Here is a 19180-nt window from a genome sequence, read left to right on the forward strand (position 1 = left end):
TGCGAGGCGCGGGAGGGGTGCGGTCCGGCTGCGCGCCCAGTGGGTCCGGCTTGTCGACCAGCGGTCGGTACGGCGCGACGAACGGTCGGCCTCGGGAGTTCATCTCGGCGACAACAGGGGGCCACCGGGACGCAGTTGGCTGGGGCGGTTGGGCCCCTCCTCGCCCGATCACCCGCCTCACCGAAAGAGCACTCACGATGACCGCTTCTCGCCGCACCATGCTCGCCGGCGGTGCCGCCGGCGTCGGCTTCGCCGTCACCGGCGCCATGCCCTCCCTCGCCCAGGCCACGCCCGGCCGTGGCGACGACGACCGGGGCCGTGGCCGCGGTCGCGGCGCCACGCCGTTCCCGCCGCTGAAGGACGACCCCGACGGCCTGCTCGCGCTGCCCGCCGGCTTCTCGTACGCGATCGTCACCCGCGCCGGCGTCACCCGCCTCGACGAGGGTGGACTCACTCCCAACGCGCACGACGGCACCGCCGCCTTCTCGGCCGGCCGCGGCCGCTACCGCCTGATCCAGAACCACGAGCTCAAGGCCGGCTCGCCGCTCGGCGTACCGCACATCGACGGCACGGTGTACGACGAGGGCGCGGTCGACGCCGGCGGCTGCACCGTGATCCGCACCGACGACCGGGGCCGCAACCTCGGCGAGACCGTCGGCATCTCCGGTACGTCGACCAACTGCGCCGGCGGCCCGACGCCGTGGGGCACCTGGCTGACCTGCGAGGAGACCGAGGACCGCGCGGGCAAGGCCTGGAGCGGCAACGGCAAGAGCGGCACCTACGCCAAGGACCACGGCTACGTCTTCGAGGTCTTCCACGACGGCCGCACCAACCCCAAGCCGATCAAGGCGTTCGGGCGCTACGCCCACGAGGCGCTCGCTGTCGACCGGGCCCGCAAGCACGTGTTCCTCTCCGAGGACGCGTCGGGCCCGAACGGCCTCTTCTACCGCTGGACCGCCCCGCGCGGCGTCGAGCTCGGCCCGAACCTCGCCGACCGCCTCGCCGACGACGCCGGCGTGCTCGAGGCCATGCAGATCCTGATGCCCGACGGCTCGGTGCTCCCCGACGTCGCCTACCTCACCTCCGCGCAGCTCGGCCTGCCGTTCCCGGTCCGCTGGAAGGCTGTTCCGGACCGCGACGCGCGCACGGTCTCGACCCGCAAGCAGCTCGCCGACGGCGAGGTCACCCGCGGCAAGAAGTTCGAGGGCGTGTGGGGCACCGACCGCGGGGTGTACGTCGTCAACTCCTACGCCTTCTCCGACGGGGACCTGCCCGCGGACGCCGTACCGCACGACGGGATGGTGTGGTTCTACGACTACCAGGACGAGACCATCCAGCTGGTCAGCTACTTCCCGCACCAGAAGACCGCCGCCTCCGGCGCCGCGGCTCGCTACGACGACCTGACCTTCGACGGCCCCGACAACGTCACCGTCACCCCCTGGGGCTCGCTCGTCCTCGCCGAGGACGGCGCCGGTGCCTCCCACGTGCTGTCCGCGACGCCGTACGGACCGACGCAGGCGATCGCCCGCAACATGCTCAACGACTCGGAGTTCACCGGCCCGACGTTCTCCGACGACGGCAAGGTGCTGTTCGTGAACATGCAGACCCCCGGGCTGACGTTCGCGATCACCGGGCCCTGGGAGAAGTACCTCGGCTGAGCAGGCTGAGGCGGGTTCCGCTGGGCGAGAGCCCGGCGCATCGGCGACGTCACCGCGACTACGGTCGCGGTGAGCCGATCGCGCCGGGCGATCAGCCCTGCCCCGGGAGCCGCGTTGTCGATCCGCAGCCTGAACCACGCCGTCCTGTTCGTCTCGGACGTCGAGCGCAGCGTCGAGTTCTACTGCGACGTCCTCGGCTTCGAGAAGCTGCCGTTCGACTTCCCCGGCGGCGCCTTCCTCCGCGGCAAGAGCTCCGCCAACGACCACGACCTCGGCCTGTTCCAGGCCCGTTCCCCGCGCGCGGCCGACGGCTCGGTCGGCCTGTACCACCTCGCGTGGGAGGTCGAGACCCTCGCCGACATGGTCGCCGCCCGCGACCGCCTCGCCGCCGCCGGCGCCCTGACCGGCATGGCCAACCACGCCAGCACCAAGGCCCTCTACTGCCGCGACCCCGACGGCATCGAGTTCGAGGTCACCTGGCTGGTCCCCGACTCCCGCCTGCGCGAGGAGCTGGTCCCCGGCGTCGGCCCCACCCGCCCGCTCGACCTCGACGCCGAGATCGCGACGTACGGCGCGGACACGCCCGGTGGGCCGCGGGCCGACCTGGCGCTGATGGTCGAGCTGCTGAGCCGGTCGGAGTAGCGGCGGTCCTGCTCGTGGCCGGTCACGTTCGGGGTGGTCGCACGCCGACCTCCGCCGACTCGAAGTAACACGCCGTCCATGCGACTGGCCGCCACTTCTCAGCAGGAAACGGCCCGAGATCGCGGCCGTTCTGCTGACAAGCGTCGACCAGTGCGGTGGACAGCGTGTTACAGCGGGACGTGACGCGCGCCACCCGGACCGGGGTGGCACTCCCCTCTTCCGATCTGCTTAGGTAAGCCTTACCTGATCTCGGACGAGGAGTACTGCCGTGCCCCAGCTCCCGCTGCACCACGTGTTCCACCCTGACCACGCCGACCACTACGCCGCCACTCTCGGCGAGGGGCTCGACCACCTGCTGCGCCAGCTCAAGGGGGTGGCCGGGCCCGCCACGGGCCTGCGCCCCGAGACGGCACGGCAGCGGGTCGCCGACGTCGACCTCGAACGGCCGCTCGACGACGCGGGCCAGGTGCTCGCGGAGGTCTCGCGCCTGTGGCTCGACGACGCGGTCTGGTTCCACGAGCCGTCGTACGCCGCGCACCTCAACTGCCCGGTCGTCGTACCGGCGCTGCTGGCCGAGCTGTTCGTCGCCTCGGTCAACAGCTCGCTCGACACCTTCGACCAGAGCGTCGGCGCGACGTTCATCGAGCGCCGGCTCATCGAGTGGACCGCCGGGCGGATCGGGTTCGGCGACGAGGCCGACGGAGTGTTCACCAGCGGCGGCAGCCAGTCCAACCTGCAGGGCCTGCTGCTCGCCCGGGGACGCCACGAGCGGGTGCCGGCGGAGCGGCTGCGGATCCTGGCGTCGGCGGAGAGCCACTTCTCGGTGCAGAAGTCCGCGCGGCTCCTCGGGCTCGGCGACGAGTCCGTGGTCAGCGTGCCGACCGACGAGCGGCACCGGATGGACCCGGCCGCGCTGGAGCGTTCCCTCGCCGCCTGTGCCGACCTCGGGCTGCGGCCGATGGCGATCGTCGCGACCGCGGGTACGACGGACTTCGGCGCGATCGACCCGCTCGAGCAGGTCGCCGACCTGGCGGTCGCGTACGACGCATGGTTCCACGTCGACGCGGCGTACGGCGGCGGCCTCCTCGTCTCGCCCACCCGTCGCGACCGGCTCCGCGGGATCGAGCGCGCCGACTCGGTGACGATCGACTTCCACAAGACCTTCTTCCAGCCGGTGTCGTCGAGCGCGATCGTGGTCCGCGACCGTGCGACGCTGCGCCCGGCGACCTGGCACGCCGACTACCTCAACCCGCGCGAGGCCACGAACCCGAACCAGGTCGACAAGAGCCTGCAGACCACCCGCCGCTTCGACGCGCTCAAGCTGTGGGTGACGCTGCGGACGATGGGGCCCGACCTCGTCGGTCGGTACGTCGACGCGGTGATCGACCTCGCCACCCGGGTCCACGAGGCCCAGCGCGAGCAGGCCGAGCTCGCGTTCGCCGCCGTACCCGAGCTGAGCACCCTCGTCTTCCGCTATGTCCCGCCCGGGCCACCGCTGGAGGAGAAGGAGGGCGCCGCTCTCAACAACGCGATCCGCGAGGCGCTGTACGCCTCGGGGCGCGCGATGGTCGCGGCCACCAAGGTCGACGGGGTGCAGCACCTCAAGCTCACCCTGCTCAACCCGATGGCGACGGTCGAGGACATCACGGGGGTCCTCGACCTCGTCCGGGAGACGGGCGCCCGCCTCGCACCGGCACACCAGCAGCCGGCGCTGGAGGTCGCCCGGTGATCACCCACGACTTCGTCGGCATCGGCCTGGGCCCGTTCAACCTCGGCCTGGCCTGCCTCACCGACCCGCTGCGCGCGAGCGCCGACCTCGACGGCGTGTTCTTGGAGGCCCGCGACCGCTTCGACTGGCACCCCGGGATGCTCCTCGACGACGCGACCCTCCAGGTCCCGTTCCTGGCCGACCTGGTCACCATGGCCGACCCGACCTCGCGGTGGTCCTTCCTCAGCTACCTCAAGCAGGCCGGCAACCTCTACCCGTTCTACATCCGCGAGAGCTTCTACCCCCTCCGCAAGGAGTACGACGACTACTGCCGCTGGGCCGCCGAGAGCCTGCCGTCCGTGCGGTTCGGGCAGCAGGTCACGGCGGTGGAGCACGACGGGACGGCGTATCTCATCAGAACTGCGGGTGGAGAGCAGCACCGGACCCGTCGCCTGGTCCTCGGCATCGGCACCTCGCCGCGGGTCCCCGAGCCGCTGCGTCCGCTCGTCGCGTCTCGTGACGGTCGCTGCGCGACCTCCTCGACCTCCGGCGGGACGGTCACCCACTCCGCCGACTACCTCGCCCGCAAGTCCGACCTGCAGCAGCAGGACCGGATCACGATCGTCGGCAGCGGCCAGAGCGCGGCGGAGATCTACCAGGACCTGCTCGCCGAGGCCCCCGACCACGGATACGAGCTGGTCTGGCTCACGCGCAGCCCGCGGTTCTTCCCGATGGAGTACACCAAGCTGACGCTGGAGATGACCTCGCCGGAGTACGGCGAGTACCACCGCGCGCTGCCCATCGACACCCGCGACCGGCTCGCCCGCGAGCAGCGCCACCTGTTCAAGGGGATCAGCGGTGACCTGGTCGACGCGATCTTCGACCTGCACTACCAGCAGCGGGTCACCGGCGTCGGACCGAGCACGACGCTGCTGACCAACACCGAGGTGCGTGGCGCCCGCCCCGCGCCCGGCGGAGGCAGCGAGCTGGACCTGCTCCACACCGAGACCGGCGAGGCCTTCTCGCTGCGGACCGGGGGACTGGTGCTCGCCACCGGCTATGCCCCCACGCAGCCGGCCTTCCTCGACGGGATCCGCGACCGGATCCGGTACGACGCCCGCGGCCGCTACGACGTCGCCGCCGACTACTCCGTCGACCTCGCCGGCGGCGAGGTCTTCGTACAGAACGCCGAGGAGCACACCCACTCCCTCCTCGCACCCGACCTCGGCATGGGCCCGTACCGCAACTCGGTCATCGTCGCCGCCATGCTCGGCCGCGAGGTCTACCCGATCGAGAAGCGGATCGCCGTCCAGACCTTCGGCGTCCCCGACCACCTGCGGAGCGTGTCGTGATCACCATCGAGCCCCTCGACGTCGAGCGCGACCTCGACCTCCTGCACGCGTGGGTCACGCACCCGCGCTCGGCGTACTGGATGATGCTGGACGCGAGCCGCGACGACGTCCGCGAGGAGTACGCCGGCATCGCCGCCGACCCGCACCACGACGCCTGGCTGGGCCGGGTCGACGGACGCCCGACGTTCCTCGCGGAGACCTACGACCCCGCCCACTCCCCGCTGGCCGGCCTCCCCGAGGTCCGCGACGGCGACCTCGGCATGCACGTCCTCGTCGCGCCGCCGGCCGGGCCGGCGGTGCCGGGGCTCACGACAGCGGTCTTCGACGCGGTGATGGAGCACTGCTTCGCCGACCCCGCGGTACGACGCGTCGTCGTGGAGCCGGACGCGCGCAACGAGCCGATCCGCGCCAAGAACCTGGCCGCCGGCTTCGTCGAGCTGCGCGAGGTCCCGCTCCCGGGCAAGACCGCGATGCTCTCGGTCTGTTCGCGCGATGAATGGAACGCCCCCGATCTGGTCCGCACCCCCTACGAATTGGCTGGGAAATGGACCGAATCGCGACCAGAACGTATGGGGCGCGCCGACACCGACCACGCCGACCACCTCACGCCCGAGCTGATGGACAGCGCGCAGCGGCACCTGGTGGCCAAGGCGCTGGGGGAGTTCGCGCACGAGCGGCTGCTGGCGCCGATCCCGGTCCCGGGCGAGGAGCGGTGGCGGGTCGACGCCGGCCCCTCGTCGTACACCTTCGCGGCGCGGCGGCACCTGCTCGACCACTGGGTCGTCGACCCCGCGTCGATCGAGCGCGTCCGTGACGGCGTCCCGGCGAACCCCGACGCGCAGGAGCTGGTCGCCGAGCTCGCGCCCACACTGGGGATCCCGGACGCGCTGCTGCCGACGTACCTCGAGGAGATCGCCGCCACCCTCGCCGCCGGTGCCTGGAAGCTGCGGCACCGCGCGGTACCGGTCGCCGCGCTCGTGGACGCGGGCTACCAGGAGATCGAGTCCGCGATGACCGAGGGACACCCCGCTTTCGTCGCCAACAACGGGCGGATCGGGTTCAGCCTCGACGACTACCGCGCCTACGCGCCCGAGACCGGGCAGCCGGTCCGGCTGCACTGGCTCGCCGCCCGCCGGACGCTGACCCACCTCTCGCTGGCCGCTGACGGCTCCGAGCCGGAGCTGTACGACGGCGAGCTGGCGCCCGAGGTCCGCGACCGCTTCGCTGCCCGGCTGCGCACGCTCGGCCTGGCCGAGGAGGACTACCTCTACCTGCCGGTCCATCCGTGGCAGTGGCAGCACAAGCTGGCGGTCACCTTCGCGCCGGACGTCGCCCGCCGCGACCTGGTGCACCTCGGCGAGGGAGACGACGACCACCGCCCGCAGCAGTCGATCCGGACGTTCTTCAACGCCAGCCGGCCCGAGCGGCACTACGTCAAGACCGCACTCGCGATCCAGAACATGGGCTTCGTGCGGGGACTCTCGCCTGCCTACATGGCCGCGACGCCGGCGATCAACGACTGGGTCGCCTCGGTCGTGGGGGCCGACGACGAGCTGCGGGCGTGCGGGTTCGAGGTGCTCCGCGAGCTGGCGGCGATCGGCTACACGGGAGACGCCTTCCACCGCACGGCCGGCCCGTCGCCGTACCGCAAGATGATCGCCGCCCTGTGGCGGGAGAGCCCGGTCCCACGCACGCCCGACGGCGAGCAGCTGACCACGATGGCCGCGCTGCTGCACCGCGACGCCGACGGCGACGCACTGGTCACCGCGTGGATCAAGGCGTCGCCGGTCGACGCGGCGACCTGGGTGCGGGCCTACCTGCGGGCCTACCTCCGCCCGCTCGTGCACTGCCTGCACGCCTACGACCTGGCGTTCATGCCGCACGGAGAGAACCTGCTGCTGCGGCTGCGCGACCACGTCCCGGTCGGCGCGTTCATGAAGGACATCGGCGAGGAGGTCGCCGTGATGGCCCCTCCTGATGGGCTGAGGGTGGCGCTGCCGGTCGAGGTCGAGCGGATCCGCGGCGACTTCCCCGACGACGTGAAGGCGCTGGCGATACACACCGACGTCTTCGACGGCGTGCTCCGCTTCGTCGCCGCGATCCTCGACGAGGACGGGATGCTGCCGGCCGAGGAGTTCTGGGCGATCGCGCGGGTCACCATCGAGGAGCACGCCGCCGACCACCCCGAGCTGACCGAGGCCGCGGCGCGCTACGACCTGCTCCGCCCGGAGTTCCGGCACAGCTGCCTCAACCGGCTGCAGCTGCGCAACACCCTGCAGATGGTGGACCTGACCGACCAGGCCGAGTCGCTGATCTTCGCCGGCACCCTGGCCAACCCGGTCGCCCGGCCGTGACGATCGTCCGCGACGCGCACGGAATCCCCAGCGTCTTCGGGGGTTCCGTGCTCGAGGTGGCCCGCGAGCAGGGTCGCGCCACCGCGCAGGACCGGGCCTGGCAGCTCGAGGTCGAACGCCGCCGCGCGGAGGGGACCTGCGCCGAGGTCTTCGGCGACAGCGCGCTGGAGTGGGACGTCCTGGCTCGCCGGGCACTCCTCGTCGACCTCGCCCGCCGGGCGTACGCCGCGCTCGCCCCCGAGAGCCGCGCCTTCGTCGACGCGTACGTCGAGGGCCTCAACGAGGTCCTCTCCGGTGGTCGAGGAAGTTGCGCAGCAACTGTCTCGAGACCCTGGCAGCCGTGGACCCCGCTCGCGGTGTTCGCCGTGCAGCACCTGCTGTTCTCCGGCTTCCCCAGCCGGCTCTGGCGCCGCCACCTCGCCGCCACCGCCGGCGAGGAGTGGCTCCCGCTGTTCCGCGCCGAGGGTCTCCCCGGCGGCAGCAACGCGCTCGTCGTCGACGGCTCGCTGACCGCCAGCGGTCTGCCGATCCTCGCCGGCGACCCGCACCGGGTGATCGAGGCGCCCGGCTGCTACGCCCAGGTCCGGCTGGTCTGCACCGACCCCGACGACCCCTTCGACGTCGTGGGCCTCACCTTCGCCGGCCTACCGGGTGTGCAGCACTTCGGGCACACGGGCGCGGTCGCCTGGGGCGTCACGAACGCCGTCGCCGACGACGAGGACGTGTACGCCGAGGACCTGGTCCGCCACCGGGACGCGGTCATCGCCCGAACCGGGTCGGGCTGGGGGCCGGTCGGGCGGCGGATCGAGCAGGTGCGGGTCCTGGTCGGCGAGGACAGGTACGACGTGCACGAGGTCGAGGTGCTCGTCACCGACCGCGGGCCCGTCATCCTCGGCGGGCCGGGGGAGCCGGAGACGTTCAGCCTCCGCACCCCGTCGTACGTCCTCGGCGATCTCGGTCTCGACGCGATCCTCCCGCTCCTGCGCGCCCGCACCACCGCCGACGTCACCGCCGCCTTCGCCGGCTGGGTCGGCCCCGTCGACAACCTCGTCGTCGGCGACCGGCACGGCGCGACCGAGCACCGCGTCGTCGGCCGGATCCCCGAGCGCGGCGCGGAGCGCCGCTGGACCGGCGGCTGGGTCGCCGACCTGCCGCGCCGGACCGGGCCGGTGCTGGTCACCGCCAACGATCGCGCCACCCCGGAGTACGACCGGGTCGGCGCCGACTTCGCCCCGCCCCACCGCGCCCGCCGCATCCGCGACCTCCTCGACGAGCTCGGCGGCGCCGGCCCGCTCACGCCGGTCGACGTCGCCGCCGTCCTCGCCGACGACCGGCAGACCGCGGGCGCAGCCCTGCTCGACACCGTCTCCTCCCTCCTCGACCTGACCGGACCGGCCGCCGCGCTCCGCGACCGGCTGCTCGCCTGGGACCGCCGGATGGCCGCCGGCAGCGTCGACGCCGCGCTCTTCGCCCGGGTCCGCGCCACCGTCGTCGAGGGCCTGTCCGAGGCCCCCGCGCTCGCCGGCGTCGACGGTTCGCCGTACGGCGAGCTGTTTGCTCCCTGGTTCGACCTGCGCGGGCGGATCCGGCTGTGCCTGCCCGCGATCCTCGCCGCCGACAAGCCGTTCGGTGTCGACGTGCTGCAGGTCGTCGCCACGAGCCTCGAGCACGTCGCCACGCAGCCGGAGCCTGCGCCGTGGGGGAGCGAGCACGTCGTCGTACCCCTCACCCCGCACCAGCAGCTCGGCCTGCCCGCACCCGATGGCACCGCGCCGCCGTACCTCCCCCTCTCCGGCGACGACGACTGCGTCCTCGCCACTCGTGCGCTCGGCGGCACCGGCGCCTGCGTGCACGGACCGGTCGCCCGCTGGGTCTGGGACCTCGCCGGCGACAACCGATGGGTCGTGCCCCTCGGCGCCTCCGGAGATCCGGCCTCGCCGCACCACCACGACCAGCAGGCGGCCTGGGCCGCCGGCGGCACCCTCCCCGTGACCCACCCCCTGGAGCAGCCATGACCGTCCACGTCCGTCCCGTCGACCCCGCCGCCGACGCGGTCCTGCTCCACACCTGGGTGACCCAGCCCCGCGCGGTGTTCTGGGGCATGAGCGACCACTCGGTCGAGGACGTCGAGCTCGTCTACCGCTACATCCAGGACCAGGCCCACCTGGCGGCGTACCTCCTCCTGGCCGACGACCACCCCCTCGGACTGCTCCAGACCTACGACCCGGCCGTCGACGAGATCGGCGAGTGGTACGACCGCGCCCCCGGCGACGTCGGCGTCCACTACCTCCTCGCCGACGACCCGCGCCGCGCCGGCCACACCCCCGAGCTGATCGCCGCTGCCATGGACTTCGTCGCGCACCTGCCCGGCTGCCGCCGGATCGTGTTCGAGCCGGACGCCCGCAACGCCGCGTCGGTCGCGCTCCTCGACCGGCTCGGCTGCACCCGGGGCCCGCTCGTCGACCTGCGCACGAGCATCTCCGAGAAGCCAGCCCAGTTCTACTTCCTGGACCGGGAGCAGGCGCTGGCCACCGCCCGTGGCTTCGCCTCGTCAGGCCAGTAGCGCCGTCAGGTCGAGCTCGACGCTCCCGAGGTCGGCGACCTCGACCGACCCGGTCGGGTCGTCGTCGGTGAGCGACAGGCCGATGTCCCAGTGCTCGCCCGCATTGACCAGGACCGTGAGGGTGTGAGCCGCTCGGTCGACGATCCAGTAGTGCGCGATGCCGGATCGGCGGTAGTCGTCGGTCTTGCGGAAGAGATCCTCGTCGCGGGTCCATCGCGAGAGGATCTCCACGACCAGCACGGGGACCGCGGGCGACCACCACTCGTCGTCCCGCTCGACCTGCAGAGCGACGTCCGGGACGCGGAGCGACCCGGTGGGAAGCTCGAGCCCTCGCTCGTAGGTCAAGAAGGCGTCGGGGAAGGCCTGGCGCAGCACGACGACGAGGTTGACGCCCACGTGGTTGTGCTCGCCGCGCGCCGGCGGGCTCACGAGGGCGATGCCGTCGACGTACTCGGCCCGGACCTTCTCGGGTAGCCGGTCGAAGTCGGCGCGCGACATCGGTCGGCGCTCGAGCCGCTCGACGAGCAAGGGTTCCATCGCTGGTTCCTGACGAATCGACACATCTGGTCCCTCCAGTCTGCCTGCAACTCCCGAGATGGAGAAGCGATCCTGACGGTGCGCGACGGGTCCGACACAAACCAGGCGCGCCGTCCACAGCCGTGATCCCGTGAGCCGCGTGAGCCCGTGAGGCGGAGTTGACGGGACGAAACCTTCGGGCGCATCGGGCCGAAACCGCCGCCGCCCAGGCTTCAGGGGTACGAACCGGACCCGACCCTGCCAGGAGCCCGCGATGACCCTCACCGCACCCGCCACCAGCCCGAGCCTCCATCGGCGACGCGGCCGCTGGATCGACGACTGGCGCCCGGAGGACCCGGAGTTCTGGGAGAGCACAGGGGCGCCGATCGCCAAGCGCAACCTGCTCTGGTCGATCTTCGCCGAGCACCTCGGCTTCTCGGTGTGGCTGATCTGGAGCGTGAGCTCGGCGTTCCTGCTGGCGCAGGGGTTCACCTTCACCCCGCAGCAGCTGTTCTTCCTGGTCGCGATCCCGAACCTGGTCGGCGCGCTGATCCGGGTGCCCTACACCCTCGCGGTGGGTAGGTTCGGCGGCCGCAACTGGACGATGATCAGCGCCGGGCTCCTGCTCGTCCCGACGCTGAGCTTCGCCTACTTCGTCACCCAGCCCGGCACGCCGTACGCCGTGTTCTGCGTGATCGCCGCGACGGCCGGCTTCGGCGGCGGCAACTTCGCCAGCTCGATGGCGAACATCAACTTCTTCTACCCCGCTCGCCTCAAGGGCGCGGCGCTGGGCCTCAACGCGGCGGGCGGCAACCTGGGTGTCGCGATCATCCAGCTCTTCTTGCCGGTCCTCGTCGGCGGCGCCGGCATCTTCGGCCTGGTCAAGGCCGCCGAGGGCGGTATCCACCTCGAGCGTGCCGCCTGGGTGTACGCCGCACTGGCCGTCGTCGCGGTGCTCGCCGCCTTCTTCTTCATGGACAACCTGTCCAACGCCCGCACCGACACCAAGCAGCAGCTGAGCGTCCTGCGGCACAAGCACACGTGGGTGCTGTCGTTCCTCTACATCGGTACCTTCGGTTCCTTCATCGGCTACTCCGCCGCGATGCCGCTGCTGATCAAGCTCAACTTCTGGCACCAGGCGAGCCCGCAGGTGCCGGGGATCGGCATCAACTTCGCCTACTACGCGTTCCTCGGCGCCCTCGTCGGCTCGGTCACCCGTCCGCTCGGCGGTCACCTGGCCGACCGGTTCGGCGGCGCCCGGGTCACGCTGGTCGCGTTCACCGGGCTCGTGCTCGGCACCCTCGGCATCCTCGGCACGCTCTCGATGCTCACCCCGATCCCGGCAGCGGCCGGCGCGCCGCAGACCGCGGCGGTCGACGCCAACGCCGACGTGTTCCCGCTGTTCCTGGGGGTCTTCCTGGTGATCTTCGCCTGCACCGGCATCGGCAACGGGTCGACGTACAAGATGATCCCGGCGATCCACCGCACCGACGCCGTCCTCGCCACGGCCGCGGACACGCCCGAGCGGGAGCTCGCGCTGCTCGACGGCACGAAGAAGTCCTCGGCCGCGGTCGGCATCATCGGCGCCGTCGGCGCGATCGGCGGCTTCCTCATCCCGATCACGTTCAACAGTCCGTGGGTCAGCGAGCCGCTCGCCGCGACGAGGAGCGCGTTCACCGTGTTCGCCGTGTTCTACGTCGGGTGCCTCGCGGTCACCTGGACCGTCTACTGCCGACGTGGCCGCACCTACGCCGACGCGGGCATCTGATGGTGGAATGGGGCGATGCGCACCCTCGCACTCGTCCTGACGCTCCTCCTGCTGCCCACGTCCGCGGCCACCGCGACCGCTGACCGCGCCGCTGGGCCGCTGCCCTCAGCGGCCCAGTGGCAGGCCGACGTCCGGGCCGTCTACGCGAAGAAGCGCCCGGGCGCCTACCTCACGGAGCGGGCGGCGAGCGGCCAGAAGCGCCTGGCCGTCGTACTCGACATCGACAACACGTCGCTGGCCACCCACTACGCCTGGCCGCAGGCCATCAAGCGGACTCTCAAGCTCACCAGGAAGGCCGAGAGCCGCGGCATGGCGGTCGTCTTCGTCACCGGCCGCTTCGAGGACAGCCTCGCGAACGTGACGAAGGCCCTCGACGCCGCCGGCTACCACCACGACGGGATCTGCGGGCGCCGGCACGGGGAGGCGCTCGCCGACGGCAAGCAGCGCTGCCGCGCCCAGTACGCCGACCAGGGCTGGACTTTCGTGCTCAACGTCGGCAACCGCTCGACCGACTTCGTCGGCGGCGACTACGAGCGCAGGCTCAAGCTGCCCAGCTACGGCGGCGCCCTCAGCTGACCCTGCGCTCGGTTCAACTACCGGATTCGTCGTCAGATCGGCCCGATCGCGACAAATCCGGTAGTTGAACCGTCGACCGCTCAGATGACGCCGAGCGCCAGCATCGCGTCGGCCACCTGGATGAACCCCGCGATGTTGGCACCGGCGACGTAGTTGCCGGGAGCGCCGTAGGTGTCGGCGGTCTCGAGGCAGCGGGCGTGGATGCCGACCATGATCTCCTCGAGGCGCGCCTCGGTGTGCGCGAAGGACCAGGAGTCGCGCGAGGCGTTCTGCTGCATCTCCAGGGCGCTGGTCGCCACACCGCCGGCGTTGGCGGCCTTGCCGGGAGCGAACGCGACACCGGCCTCGGCGAACACCTTCACGGCCTCGGGGGTGCAGGGCATGTTGGCGCCCTCGGCGACCACCGTGCAGCCGCCCCGGACCAGCGTGAGCGCGTGGCCGCCGTCCAGCTCGTTCTGGGTGGCGCACGGCAGTGCGATGTCGCACGGCACGTCCCACACCGCGCCGCCCGACGTCGTGGCGACGAAGCGGGCCGACTCCCGGGCCTCGGCGTACGACGACAGCCGCTCGCGGCGCACCTCCTTGACCTCCTTCAGCAGGTCGAGGTCGAGCCCCTTCTCGTCGACGACGTACCCGCTCGAGTCGGAGCACGCGACCACGGTCGCGCCGAGCGCGGCGGCCTTCTCGGCGGCGTAGATCGCGACGTTGCCGGAGCCGGAGACGATGACCGTCTTGCCCTCGAAGGAGCTCCCGCGGGCCTTGAGGATCTCGCCAGCGAAGAAGACCGTGCCGTAGCCGGTGGCCTCGGTACGGACCAGCGAGCCGCCCCAGCCGATGCCCTTGCCGGTCAGCACGCCCGACTCGTAGCGGTTGGTGATCCGCTTGTACTGCCCGAACAGGTAGCCGATCTCGCGGCCGCCGACACCGATGTCACCGGCGGGGACGTCGGTGTACTCGCCGATGTGGCGGTACAGCTCGGTCATGAACGACTGGCAGAAGCGCATGATCTCGGCGTCGCTGCGGCCCTTCGGGTCGAAGTCCGAGCCGCCCTTGCCGCCGCCGATCGGCATGCCGGTGAGGGCGTTCTTGAAGATCTGCTCGAAGCCGAGGAACTTGACGATGCCGAGGTAGACCGACGGGTGGAAGCGCAGGCCGCCCTTGTAGGGCCCGAGCGCGGAGTTGAACTCGACCCGGAACCCGCGGTTGAGCTGGACCTGGCCGGCGTCGTCGACCCACGGCACCCGGAAGATGATCTGCCGCTCCGGCTCGCAGACGCGACGGATGATCGCGGCGTCGGTGTACTCGGGGTGACGGGCGACGACCGGACCCAGGCTGTCCAGCAGCTCGCGCGTCGCCTGGTGGAACTCGGCCTCGCCGGGGTTCCGGGCCAGGATCTCGTCGAAGACCGGCTGCAGGGTCGGGTTCAGGTCGTTCACAGGGGTCACTCCTCCAGACGTTCACAGGAGAGGCCCCCGCAAGTGGTGGAGCCTCTCCGACAAGCTCCCACGGTCTCATCACCCCCGCGGTACGGCGGACGCGGGCCCGGTCCGTGAGACCGTGAGGACTCGTTGACCCCGGCGTGCCCCGCCCGGTCCCGACGTGCAACGCAGGTCCTCTGGAATGGGGTCATGACGCAGACCCACTGCCCGTACTGCAGCCTGCAGTGCGGCATGCAGATCTCCCGGGTCCCGACAGGCTCGGCCGGCAGAGGCCGCGGCATCGAGATCGCTGCCTGGGAGGAGTTCCCGGTCAACGAGGGCGCGTTGTGCCGCAAGGGCTGGACCGCGGGCGGGCTGCGCGGCAGCCGGGAGCGGCTCACCTCGCCGCTGGTGCGCGACCGTGCGAGCGGTGAGCTGCGCGCCGCCGGGTGGGACGAGGCGCTCGACCTGGTCGCGTCCCGGCTGCGCGCTCTCCAGGACGCCCACGGCAAGGACGCGGTCGCCGTCTTCGGCGGTGGCGGTCTGACCAACGAGAAGGCCTACCAGCTGGGCAAGTTCGCCCGGGTCGCCCTCGGCACCAGCCAGATCGACTACAACGGCCGCTGGTGCATGAGCTCGGCGGCCAGCGCCGGCAACCAGGCCTTCGGCGTGGACCGCGGCCTGCCCTTCCCGCTCGCCGACATCGAGCAGGCCGACCTGGTCGTCCTCGTCGGCTCGAACCTCGCCGAGACGATGCCGCCGGCCGCGCGCCACCTCGACCGGCTGCGCGAGAACGGGGGGCGGGTCGTCGTCATCGACCCGCGCCTCACCCCGACCGGCGAGCGCGCCGACCTCTTCCTCCAACCGGTGCCCGGCACCGACCTCGCCCTCGCCCTCGGTGTGCTGCACCTGCTCGACGCGCAGGGTGCCGTGGACGAGGCCTACGTGGCGGAGCGGACCACCGGCTTCGACGACGTACGACGCGCCGCCGCCGCGTGGTGGCCCGAGCGCGTCGAGCGGACCACCGGCATCGCCACCGACGAGCTGCGCGCCCTCGTCACGCTGCTCGCCGGTGCCGACCGGGTGATGGTGCTGACCGCCCGCGGTGCCGAGCAGCACGCCCAGGGGACCGCCACCGTGCTCGGCTGGATCGACGTCGCCCTCGCGCTGGGCATGCCCGGGAAGCCGTACTCCGGCTACGGCTGCCTCACCGGCCAGGGCAACGGCCAGGGCGGGCGCGAGCACGGGCAGAAGGCCGACCAGCTGCCCGGGTACCGGATGATCGACGACCCCGCTGCCCGGGCCCACGTCGCGCAGGTGTGGGGCGTCCCCCCGGAGTCCCTGCCCGGCAAGGGACGCTCGGCGTACGAGCTCCTCTCGGCGCTGGGCACCGACGACGGTCCGAAGGCGCTGCTCGTGCACGCCTCCAACATCGTGGTCAGCGCACCCAACGCCACCTCGATCACCCGCCGGCTGGAGGCGCTCGACCTCCTCGTGGTCTGCGACATCGTCATGTCGGAGACCGCCGCGCTCGCCGACGTCGTCCTCCCCGTCACGCAGTGGGCCGAGGAGACCGGCACGATGACCAACCTCGAGGGACGGGTGATCCTGCGCCAGCAGGCGATCGCCCCGCCCAAGGGGGCGCGCAGCGACCTGGACGTGATCGCCGCCCTCGCGTCCCGACTGGGCTCTCCGGTCGAGTTCGAGACCGAGCCCGAGGCGATCTTCGAGGAGCTCGGGCGTGCGTCCGCCGGTGGGAAGGCCGACTACGCGGGCATCTCGTACGAGCGCATCGTCCGTGAGAAGGGGGTGTTCTGGCCGTGCCCGGCACCCGAGCACCCCGGGACCCCGCGGATGTTCGCCGACGGGTTCCCCACCCCCGACGGCCGGGCCCGCTTCGTCGTGCCGGAGTACGTCGGCCCCGCGGAGGCGCCTGATCCGTCGTACCCGTTGCACCTGACGACCGGGCGCGTGCTCGCGCAGTACCAGTCCGGCGCGCAGACCCGGCGGATCCGCGAGCTCACCGACGACGGCGCGTTCGTCGAGCTGCACCCGATGCTGGCAGACCGGATCGGCGCGGTCGAGGGGCAGCCGGTTCTCGTCCGCACCCGCCGCGGCGAGATGAAGGCGCCCGCCCGGATCGTCACCACCATCCGGCCGGACACGGTCTTCGTGCCGTTCCACTGGGTCGGTGCCAACCGGCTCACCAACGACGCGCTGGACCCGTCGAGCCGGATGCCTGAGTTCAAGGTGTGTGCGGCGGAGGTACTGGTCTGAGCGCGGGGTGGGCGGCCTGCAGCTCTGCCCATCGCCAGCGAGCGACCAGCACCGCCGCCTCGCGCGCCACGTCGACGGTCATCTTCGACGCGCCGGCGACCCGCTCGGTGAACGTGATGGGGTGCTCGACGACGCGTAGGCCGCGACGCTCGGCGCGCCAGGTGTTCTCGACCTGGAAGCCGTAGCCGTTGGACTCCGTGCGCAGCACGTCGCAGCGCAGCAGAGCGCCCACCCGCCAGGCCCGGAAGCCCGAGGTCGCGTCGCGGGTGCGCAGCCGCAGGGTGCGCCGGGCATAGGTGTTGGCGCCCAGGGACAGCAGCCGTCGGCGTGCCGGCCAGCCCTCGGCGCCGCCGCCGGGGACGTAGCGCGACCCGACGACGAGGTCGTGGTCGGCGAGCAGGGCCAGCATCGCGGGGATCTCCTCGACGGGGTGCGAGCCGTCGGCGTCGAGCTGGATCACGGCGTGGTAGCCGTCGTCGACGGCGTAGGAGAAACCCGCGCGGTACGCCGCCCCGAGGCCGTCCTTGGCGAGCCGGGTGACCAGGTGCACCCAGTCGCCGTGCCCGGGGTGGGCGCGCACCAGGTCGCCGGTGCCGTCGGGGCTGCTGTCGTCGACGACGAGGACGTCGAGGTGCGGCGCGCCCGGGCCGGAGCGCACGGCCGACAGCCGGTCGAGCAGCGGGAGGATCGTCGCCGCCTCGTCGTACGTCGGCACGACGGCGACGCAGCGCAAGGACGCGGGCGCGGGCAGGAAGGTGCTCATCGTCGGCTCCAGACGTGCAGGTCGCCGAACGACGCCTGCTCGGTGTAGTGGTGTTCGAACCAGGTCTGCAGCTCTGCAGGGGCGGTGATCCCCCATCCGGAGATGCTGCGGCCGGACACGACGACCCAGCGCGGTGCGTCGGCACCGGCCAGCACGGCCTGCAGGTCGCGCAGCTGAGGGTCGCGGACCCGGGCGGGCAGACTCCACAGGTACTGGTAGGGGCTGTCGAGGCCGGCGGCGGCGACGATGTCGGGGCGCCCGAAGGCCACCACGACGCCGTCGCCGGGATCGCTGTGGGTGCGCAGGTAGTCGGCCACCTCGGCGTCGCGGCCGATCGCGTCGTCGACGGGTACGGCGAGCTCGTGGCTCCACGCGCCGAGGGTGCCGAGCACGGTGAGGCCGAGGCACGTGGCGAGCGCCCAGCGTCGCCAGCCGGTCGGCCGGACCAGGCTGGCGAGCAGCACCACGCCGGGGATCAGGCCGGTCAGGTAGTGCAGCCAGTAGCTGCCGCCGGCGGCCACGCCGACCAGCTCCCAGGCCACCATGGCGAGCGCGGCGACGCGCAGGGGTGCGGACCGGGGGCCGCGCCGCCAGGCGGTGCGGGCGGCGAGGAAGCCGGTCACGGCCAGGGTCAGCGCGGCCCCGCTGGCGAGGAAGGCCAGCAGGACGGCGAAGAAGCGTTGCGAGGTGGCCGGCGACGCGGAGGACCGGATCACCGCCGAGGCCTCGACCCGGAAGGTCACCACGGCGTCCCAGAGCTCGGCCGGGGAGGTCCCGAGCCCGGCCGAGCTCGTGACGACGACCGCGAGCACCGCGGCGGCCCCACCGGCGAAGGCCGCCGCCCGCCGCCGCAGGTGCGGGACCCGCCCCCTCGAGAGTGGCAGCAGCACGACGGCGAGCACGAAGACGTCGACCATGTTCTGCTTGACCAGCGCGGCGGACGCGGCCGCCGCTCCGGCCCCTGTCGCCAGCAGCAGCGCCCGCCGGTCCGCCTCGCCGGTCAGCGACGTGACGAGGGCGAGGACACCCAGCAGCACGAAGGGGACCGCCAGCACCTCGCCATCGGTCTCCGGCATCCCCAGCAGCGGGCTGGCGAGGAGCGCCGCCGCGAGCACCGGCGCCAGGTGAGCGGTCCAGTGCGAGTTCCGGGGCGCCACCCGCGCCGCCAGCATGCCCGCCAACAGCACCGTGGCCGCGCTGGCCACCGCCCCCAGCAGCTTCACCCCCGGCGCGATCAGCCCGTCGGGGTGCAGGGTCTCGGGACCGAGGTCGGCGAGCTGGAACAGCCACATCAGGAGCGGTGGCCGGTCGACCCAGTAGTCGCCGTACAGCGAGCCGCCCGGCGACCACTGCCGCGCCAGCATGAGGAAACCGGCCTCGTCCGAGGCCAGCGGTACCCACAGGAACGGAAGCCATGCGAGGAACGCGACCGCACCGGCGACGTACGTCGTCGGGGTGGGCCGAGTGCGGCGCGGGGTGGGCTTCAGCACGTCATCGACGCTAGGTCGGGGTCCATGAAGGGACAATGAAGCCGTGATGCCGTGCGGTCGGTGAGGCCGTGAGGACTCGTTGACATCGGCGTGCA

The 19180-nt window shown here is 72.4% G+C and carries 14 protein-coding genes; 10 read left to right on the plus strand and 4 right to left on the minus strand.

Annotated features, from left to right (window positions below):
- Positions 1–197 precede the first annotated feature (197 nt).
- The 7 genes from QI633_RS01030 to QI633_RS01060 all read left to right on the plus strand — a co-directional run bounded on the left by QI633_RS01030 (position 198) and on the right by QI633_RS01060 (position 10277).
- A complete protein-coding gene (locus QI633_RS01030) occupies positions 198–1658 on the plus strand; it encodes an alkaline phosphatase PhoX (RefSeq protein WP_282427821.1) in 1461 nt (486 codons plus the stop codon).
- 69 nt (positions 1659–1727) lie between these two features.
- Positions 1728–2300 (plus strand): VOC family protein, encoded by a 573-nt coding sequence (locus tag QI633_RS01035; protein ID WP_282427822.1) that lies wholly within the window; start codon positions 1728–1730, stop codon positions 2298–2300.
- Between the two features lie 268 nt (positions 2301–2568).
- Positions 2569–4029 carry an aspartate aminotransferase family protein gene (locus QI633_RS01040; protein WP_282427823.1) on the plus strand — a complete coding sequence of 487 codons (1461 nt, stop codon included), beginning with the start codon at positions 2569–2571 and terminating at the stop codon, positions 4027–4029.
- The gene (locus QI633_RS01045; RefSeq protein ID WP_282427824.1) at positions 4026–5360 is read left to right on the plus strand and encodes a SidA/IucD/PvdA family monooxygenase; all 1335 of its coding nucleotides are present in this window, start codon (positions 4026–4028) and stop codon (positions 5358–5360) included. The genes QI633_RS01040 and QI633_RS01045 overlap by 4 nt, the downstream gene beginning before the upstream one ends.
- Entirely contained in the window at positions 5357–7714 is a 2358-nt protein-coding gene (locus tag QI633_RS01050) for a GNAT family N-acetyltransferase (RefSeq protein WP_282427825.1), read from the plus strand. Before QI633_RS01045 ends, QI633_RS01050 begins: the two co-directional genes overlap by 4 nt.
- The gene (locus QI633_RS01055; RefSeq protein WP_282427826.1) at positions 7711–9729 is read left to right on the plus strand and encodes a penicillin acylase family protein; all 2019 of its coding nucleotides are present in this window, start codon (positions 7711–7713) and stop codon (positions 9727–9729) included. Before QI633_RS01050 ends, QI633_RS01055 begins: the two co-directional genes overlap by 4 nt.
- A complete protein-coding gene (locus QI633_RS01060; RefSeq protein WP_160158118.1) occupies positions 9726–10277 on the plus strand; it encodes a GNAT family N-acetyltransferase in 552 nt (183 codons plus the stop codon). Before QI633_RS01055 ends, QI633_RS01060 begins: the two co-directional genes overlap by 4 nt.
- Here the strand turns inward: QI633_RS01060 and QI633_RS01065 are convergent.
- Positions 10266–10814 carry a Uma2 family endonuclease gene (locus tag QI633_RS01065; protein ID WP_282427827.1) on the minus strand — a complete coding sequence of 183 codons (549 nt, stop codon included), beginning with the start codon at positions 10812–10814 and terminating at the stop codon, positions 10266–10268. The two genes, QI633_RS01060 and QI633_RS01065, sit on opposite strands and share 12 nt — an antisense overlap.
- 253 nt (positions 10815–11067) lie before the next feature.
- Here QI633_RS01065 and QI633_RS01070 point away from each other — a divergent pair, with 253 nt between their 5' ends.
- Together QI633_RS01070 and QI633_RS01075 are read left to right on the plus strand one after the other, a co-directional pair.
- Positions 11068–12561 carry a nitrate/nitrite transporter gene (locus tag QI633_RS01070; RefSeq protein ID WP_282427828.1) on the plus strand — a complete coding sequence of 498 codons (1494 nt, stop codon included), beginning with the start codon at positions 11068–11070 and terminating at the stop codon, positions 12559–12561.
- Positions 12562–12576: 15 nt separating this feature from the next.
- Positions 12577–13137 carry an HAD family acid phosphatase gene (locus QI633_RS01075; protein ID WP_282427829.1) on the plus strand — a complete coding sequence of 187 codons (561 nt, stop codon included), beginning with the start codon at positions 12577–12579 and terminating at the stop codon, positions 13135–13137.
- An 80-nt stretch (positions 13138–13217) separates the two neighbouring features.
- Here the strand turns inward: QI633_RS01075 and gdhA are convergent, their stop codons facing one another.
- A complete protein-coding gene (gene gdhA, locus QI633_RS01080; protein WP_222117939.1) occupies positions 13218–14564 on the minus strand; it encodes an NADP-specific glutamate dehydrogenase in 1347 nt (448 codons plus the stop codon).
- A 201-nt stretch (positions 14565–14765) separates the two neighbouring features.
- On the opposite strand from gdhA, the gene QI633_RS01085 reads away from it, so the two are divergent.
- Positions 14766–16832, plus strand: coding sequence for a molybdopterin oxidoreductase family protein (locus tag QI633_RS01085; protein ID WP_282427830.1), 2067 nt, complete (start codon positions 14766–14768; stop codon positions 16830–16832).
- On the opposite strand, the gene QI633_RS01090 is transcribed toward QI633_RS01085, so the two are convergent.
- Positions 16801–17595 (minus strand): polyprenol monophosphomannose synthase, encoded by a 795-nt coding sequence (locus tag QI633_RS01090; protein ID WP_141796328.1) that lies wholly within the window; start codon positions 17593–17595, stop codon positions 16801–16803. The genes QI633_RS01085 and QI633_RS01090 overlap by 32 nt on opposite strands.
- Positions 17592–19085 carry a hypothetical protein gene (locus QI633_RS01095; protein ID WP_282427831.1) on the minus strand — a complete coding sequence of 498 codons (1494 nt, stop codon included), beginning with the start codon at positions 19083–19085 and terminating at the stop codon, positions 17592–17594. Before QI633_RS01095 ends, QI633_RS01090 begins: the two co-directional genes overlap by 4 nt.
- Positions 19086–19180: the final 95 nt, after the last annotated feature.

This window comes from Nocardioides sp. QY071 (assembly GCF_029961765.1).
Taxonomy (GTDB): domain Bacteria; phylum Actinomycetota; class Actinomycetes; order Propionibacteriales; family Nocardioidaceae; genus Nocardioides.

What these genes read in the sequence shown, in the direction of transcription:
- QI633_RS01030 (WP_282427821.1), top strand. Translation starts at nt 198, where the DNA reads ATGACCGCTTCTCGCCGCACCATGCTCGCCGGCGGTGCCGCCGGCGTC.
- QI633_RS01060 (WP_160158118.1), top strand. Translation starts at nt 9,726, where the DNA reads ATGACCGTCCACGTCCGTCCCGTCGACCCCGCCGCCGACGCGGTCCTG.
- QI633_RS01065 (WP_282427827.1), bottom strand. Translation starts at nt 10,814, where the DNA reads ATGGAACCCTTGCTCGTCGAGCGGCTCGAGCGCCGACCGATGTCGCGC.
- QI633_RS01070 (WP_282427828.1), top strand. Translation starts at nt 11,068, where the DNA reads ATGACCCTCACCGCACCCGCCACCAGCCCGAGCCTCCATCGGCGACGC.
- QI633_RS01075 (WP_282427829.1), top strand. Translation starts at nt 12,577, where the DNA reads ATGCGCACCCTCGCACTCGTCCTGACGCTCCTCCTGCTGCCCACGTCC.
- QI633_RS01085 (WP_282427830.1), top strand. Translation starts at nt 14,766, where the DNA reads ATGACGCAGACCCACTGCCCGTACTGCAGCCTGCAGTGCGGCATGCAG.
- QI633_RS01090 (WP_141796328.1), bottom strand. Translation starts at nt 17,595, where the DNA reads ATGAGCACCTTCCTGCCCGCGCCCGCGTCCTTGCGCTGCGTCGCCGTC.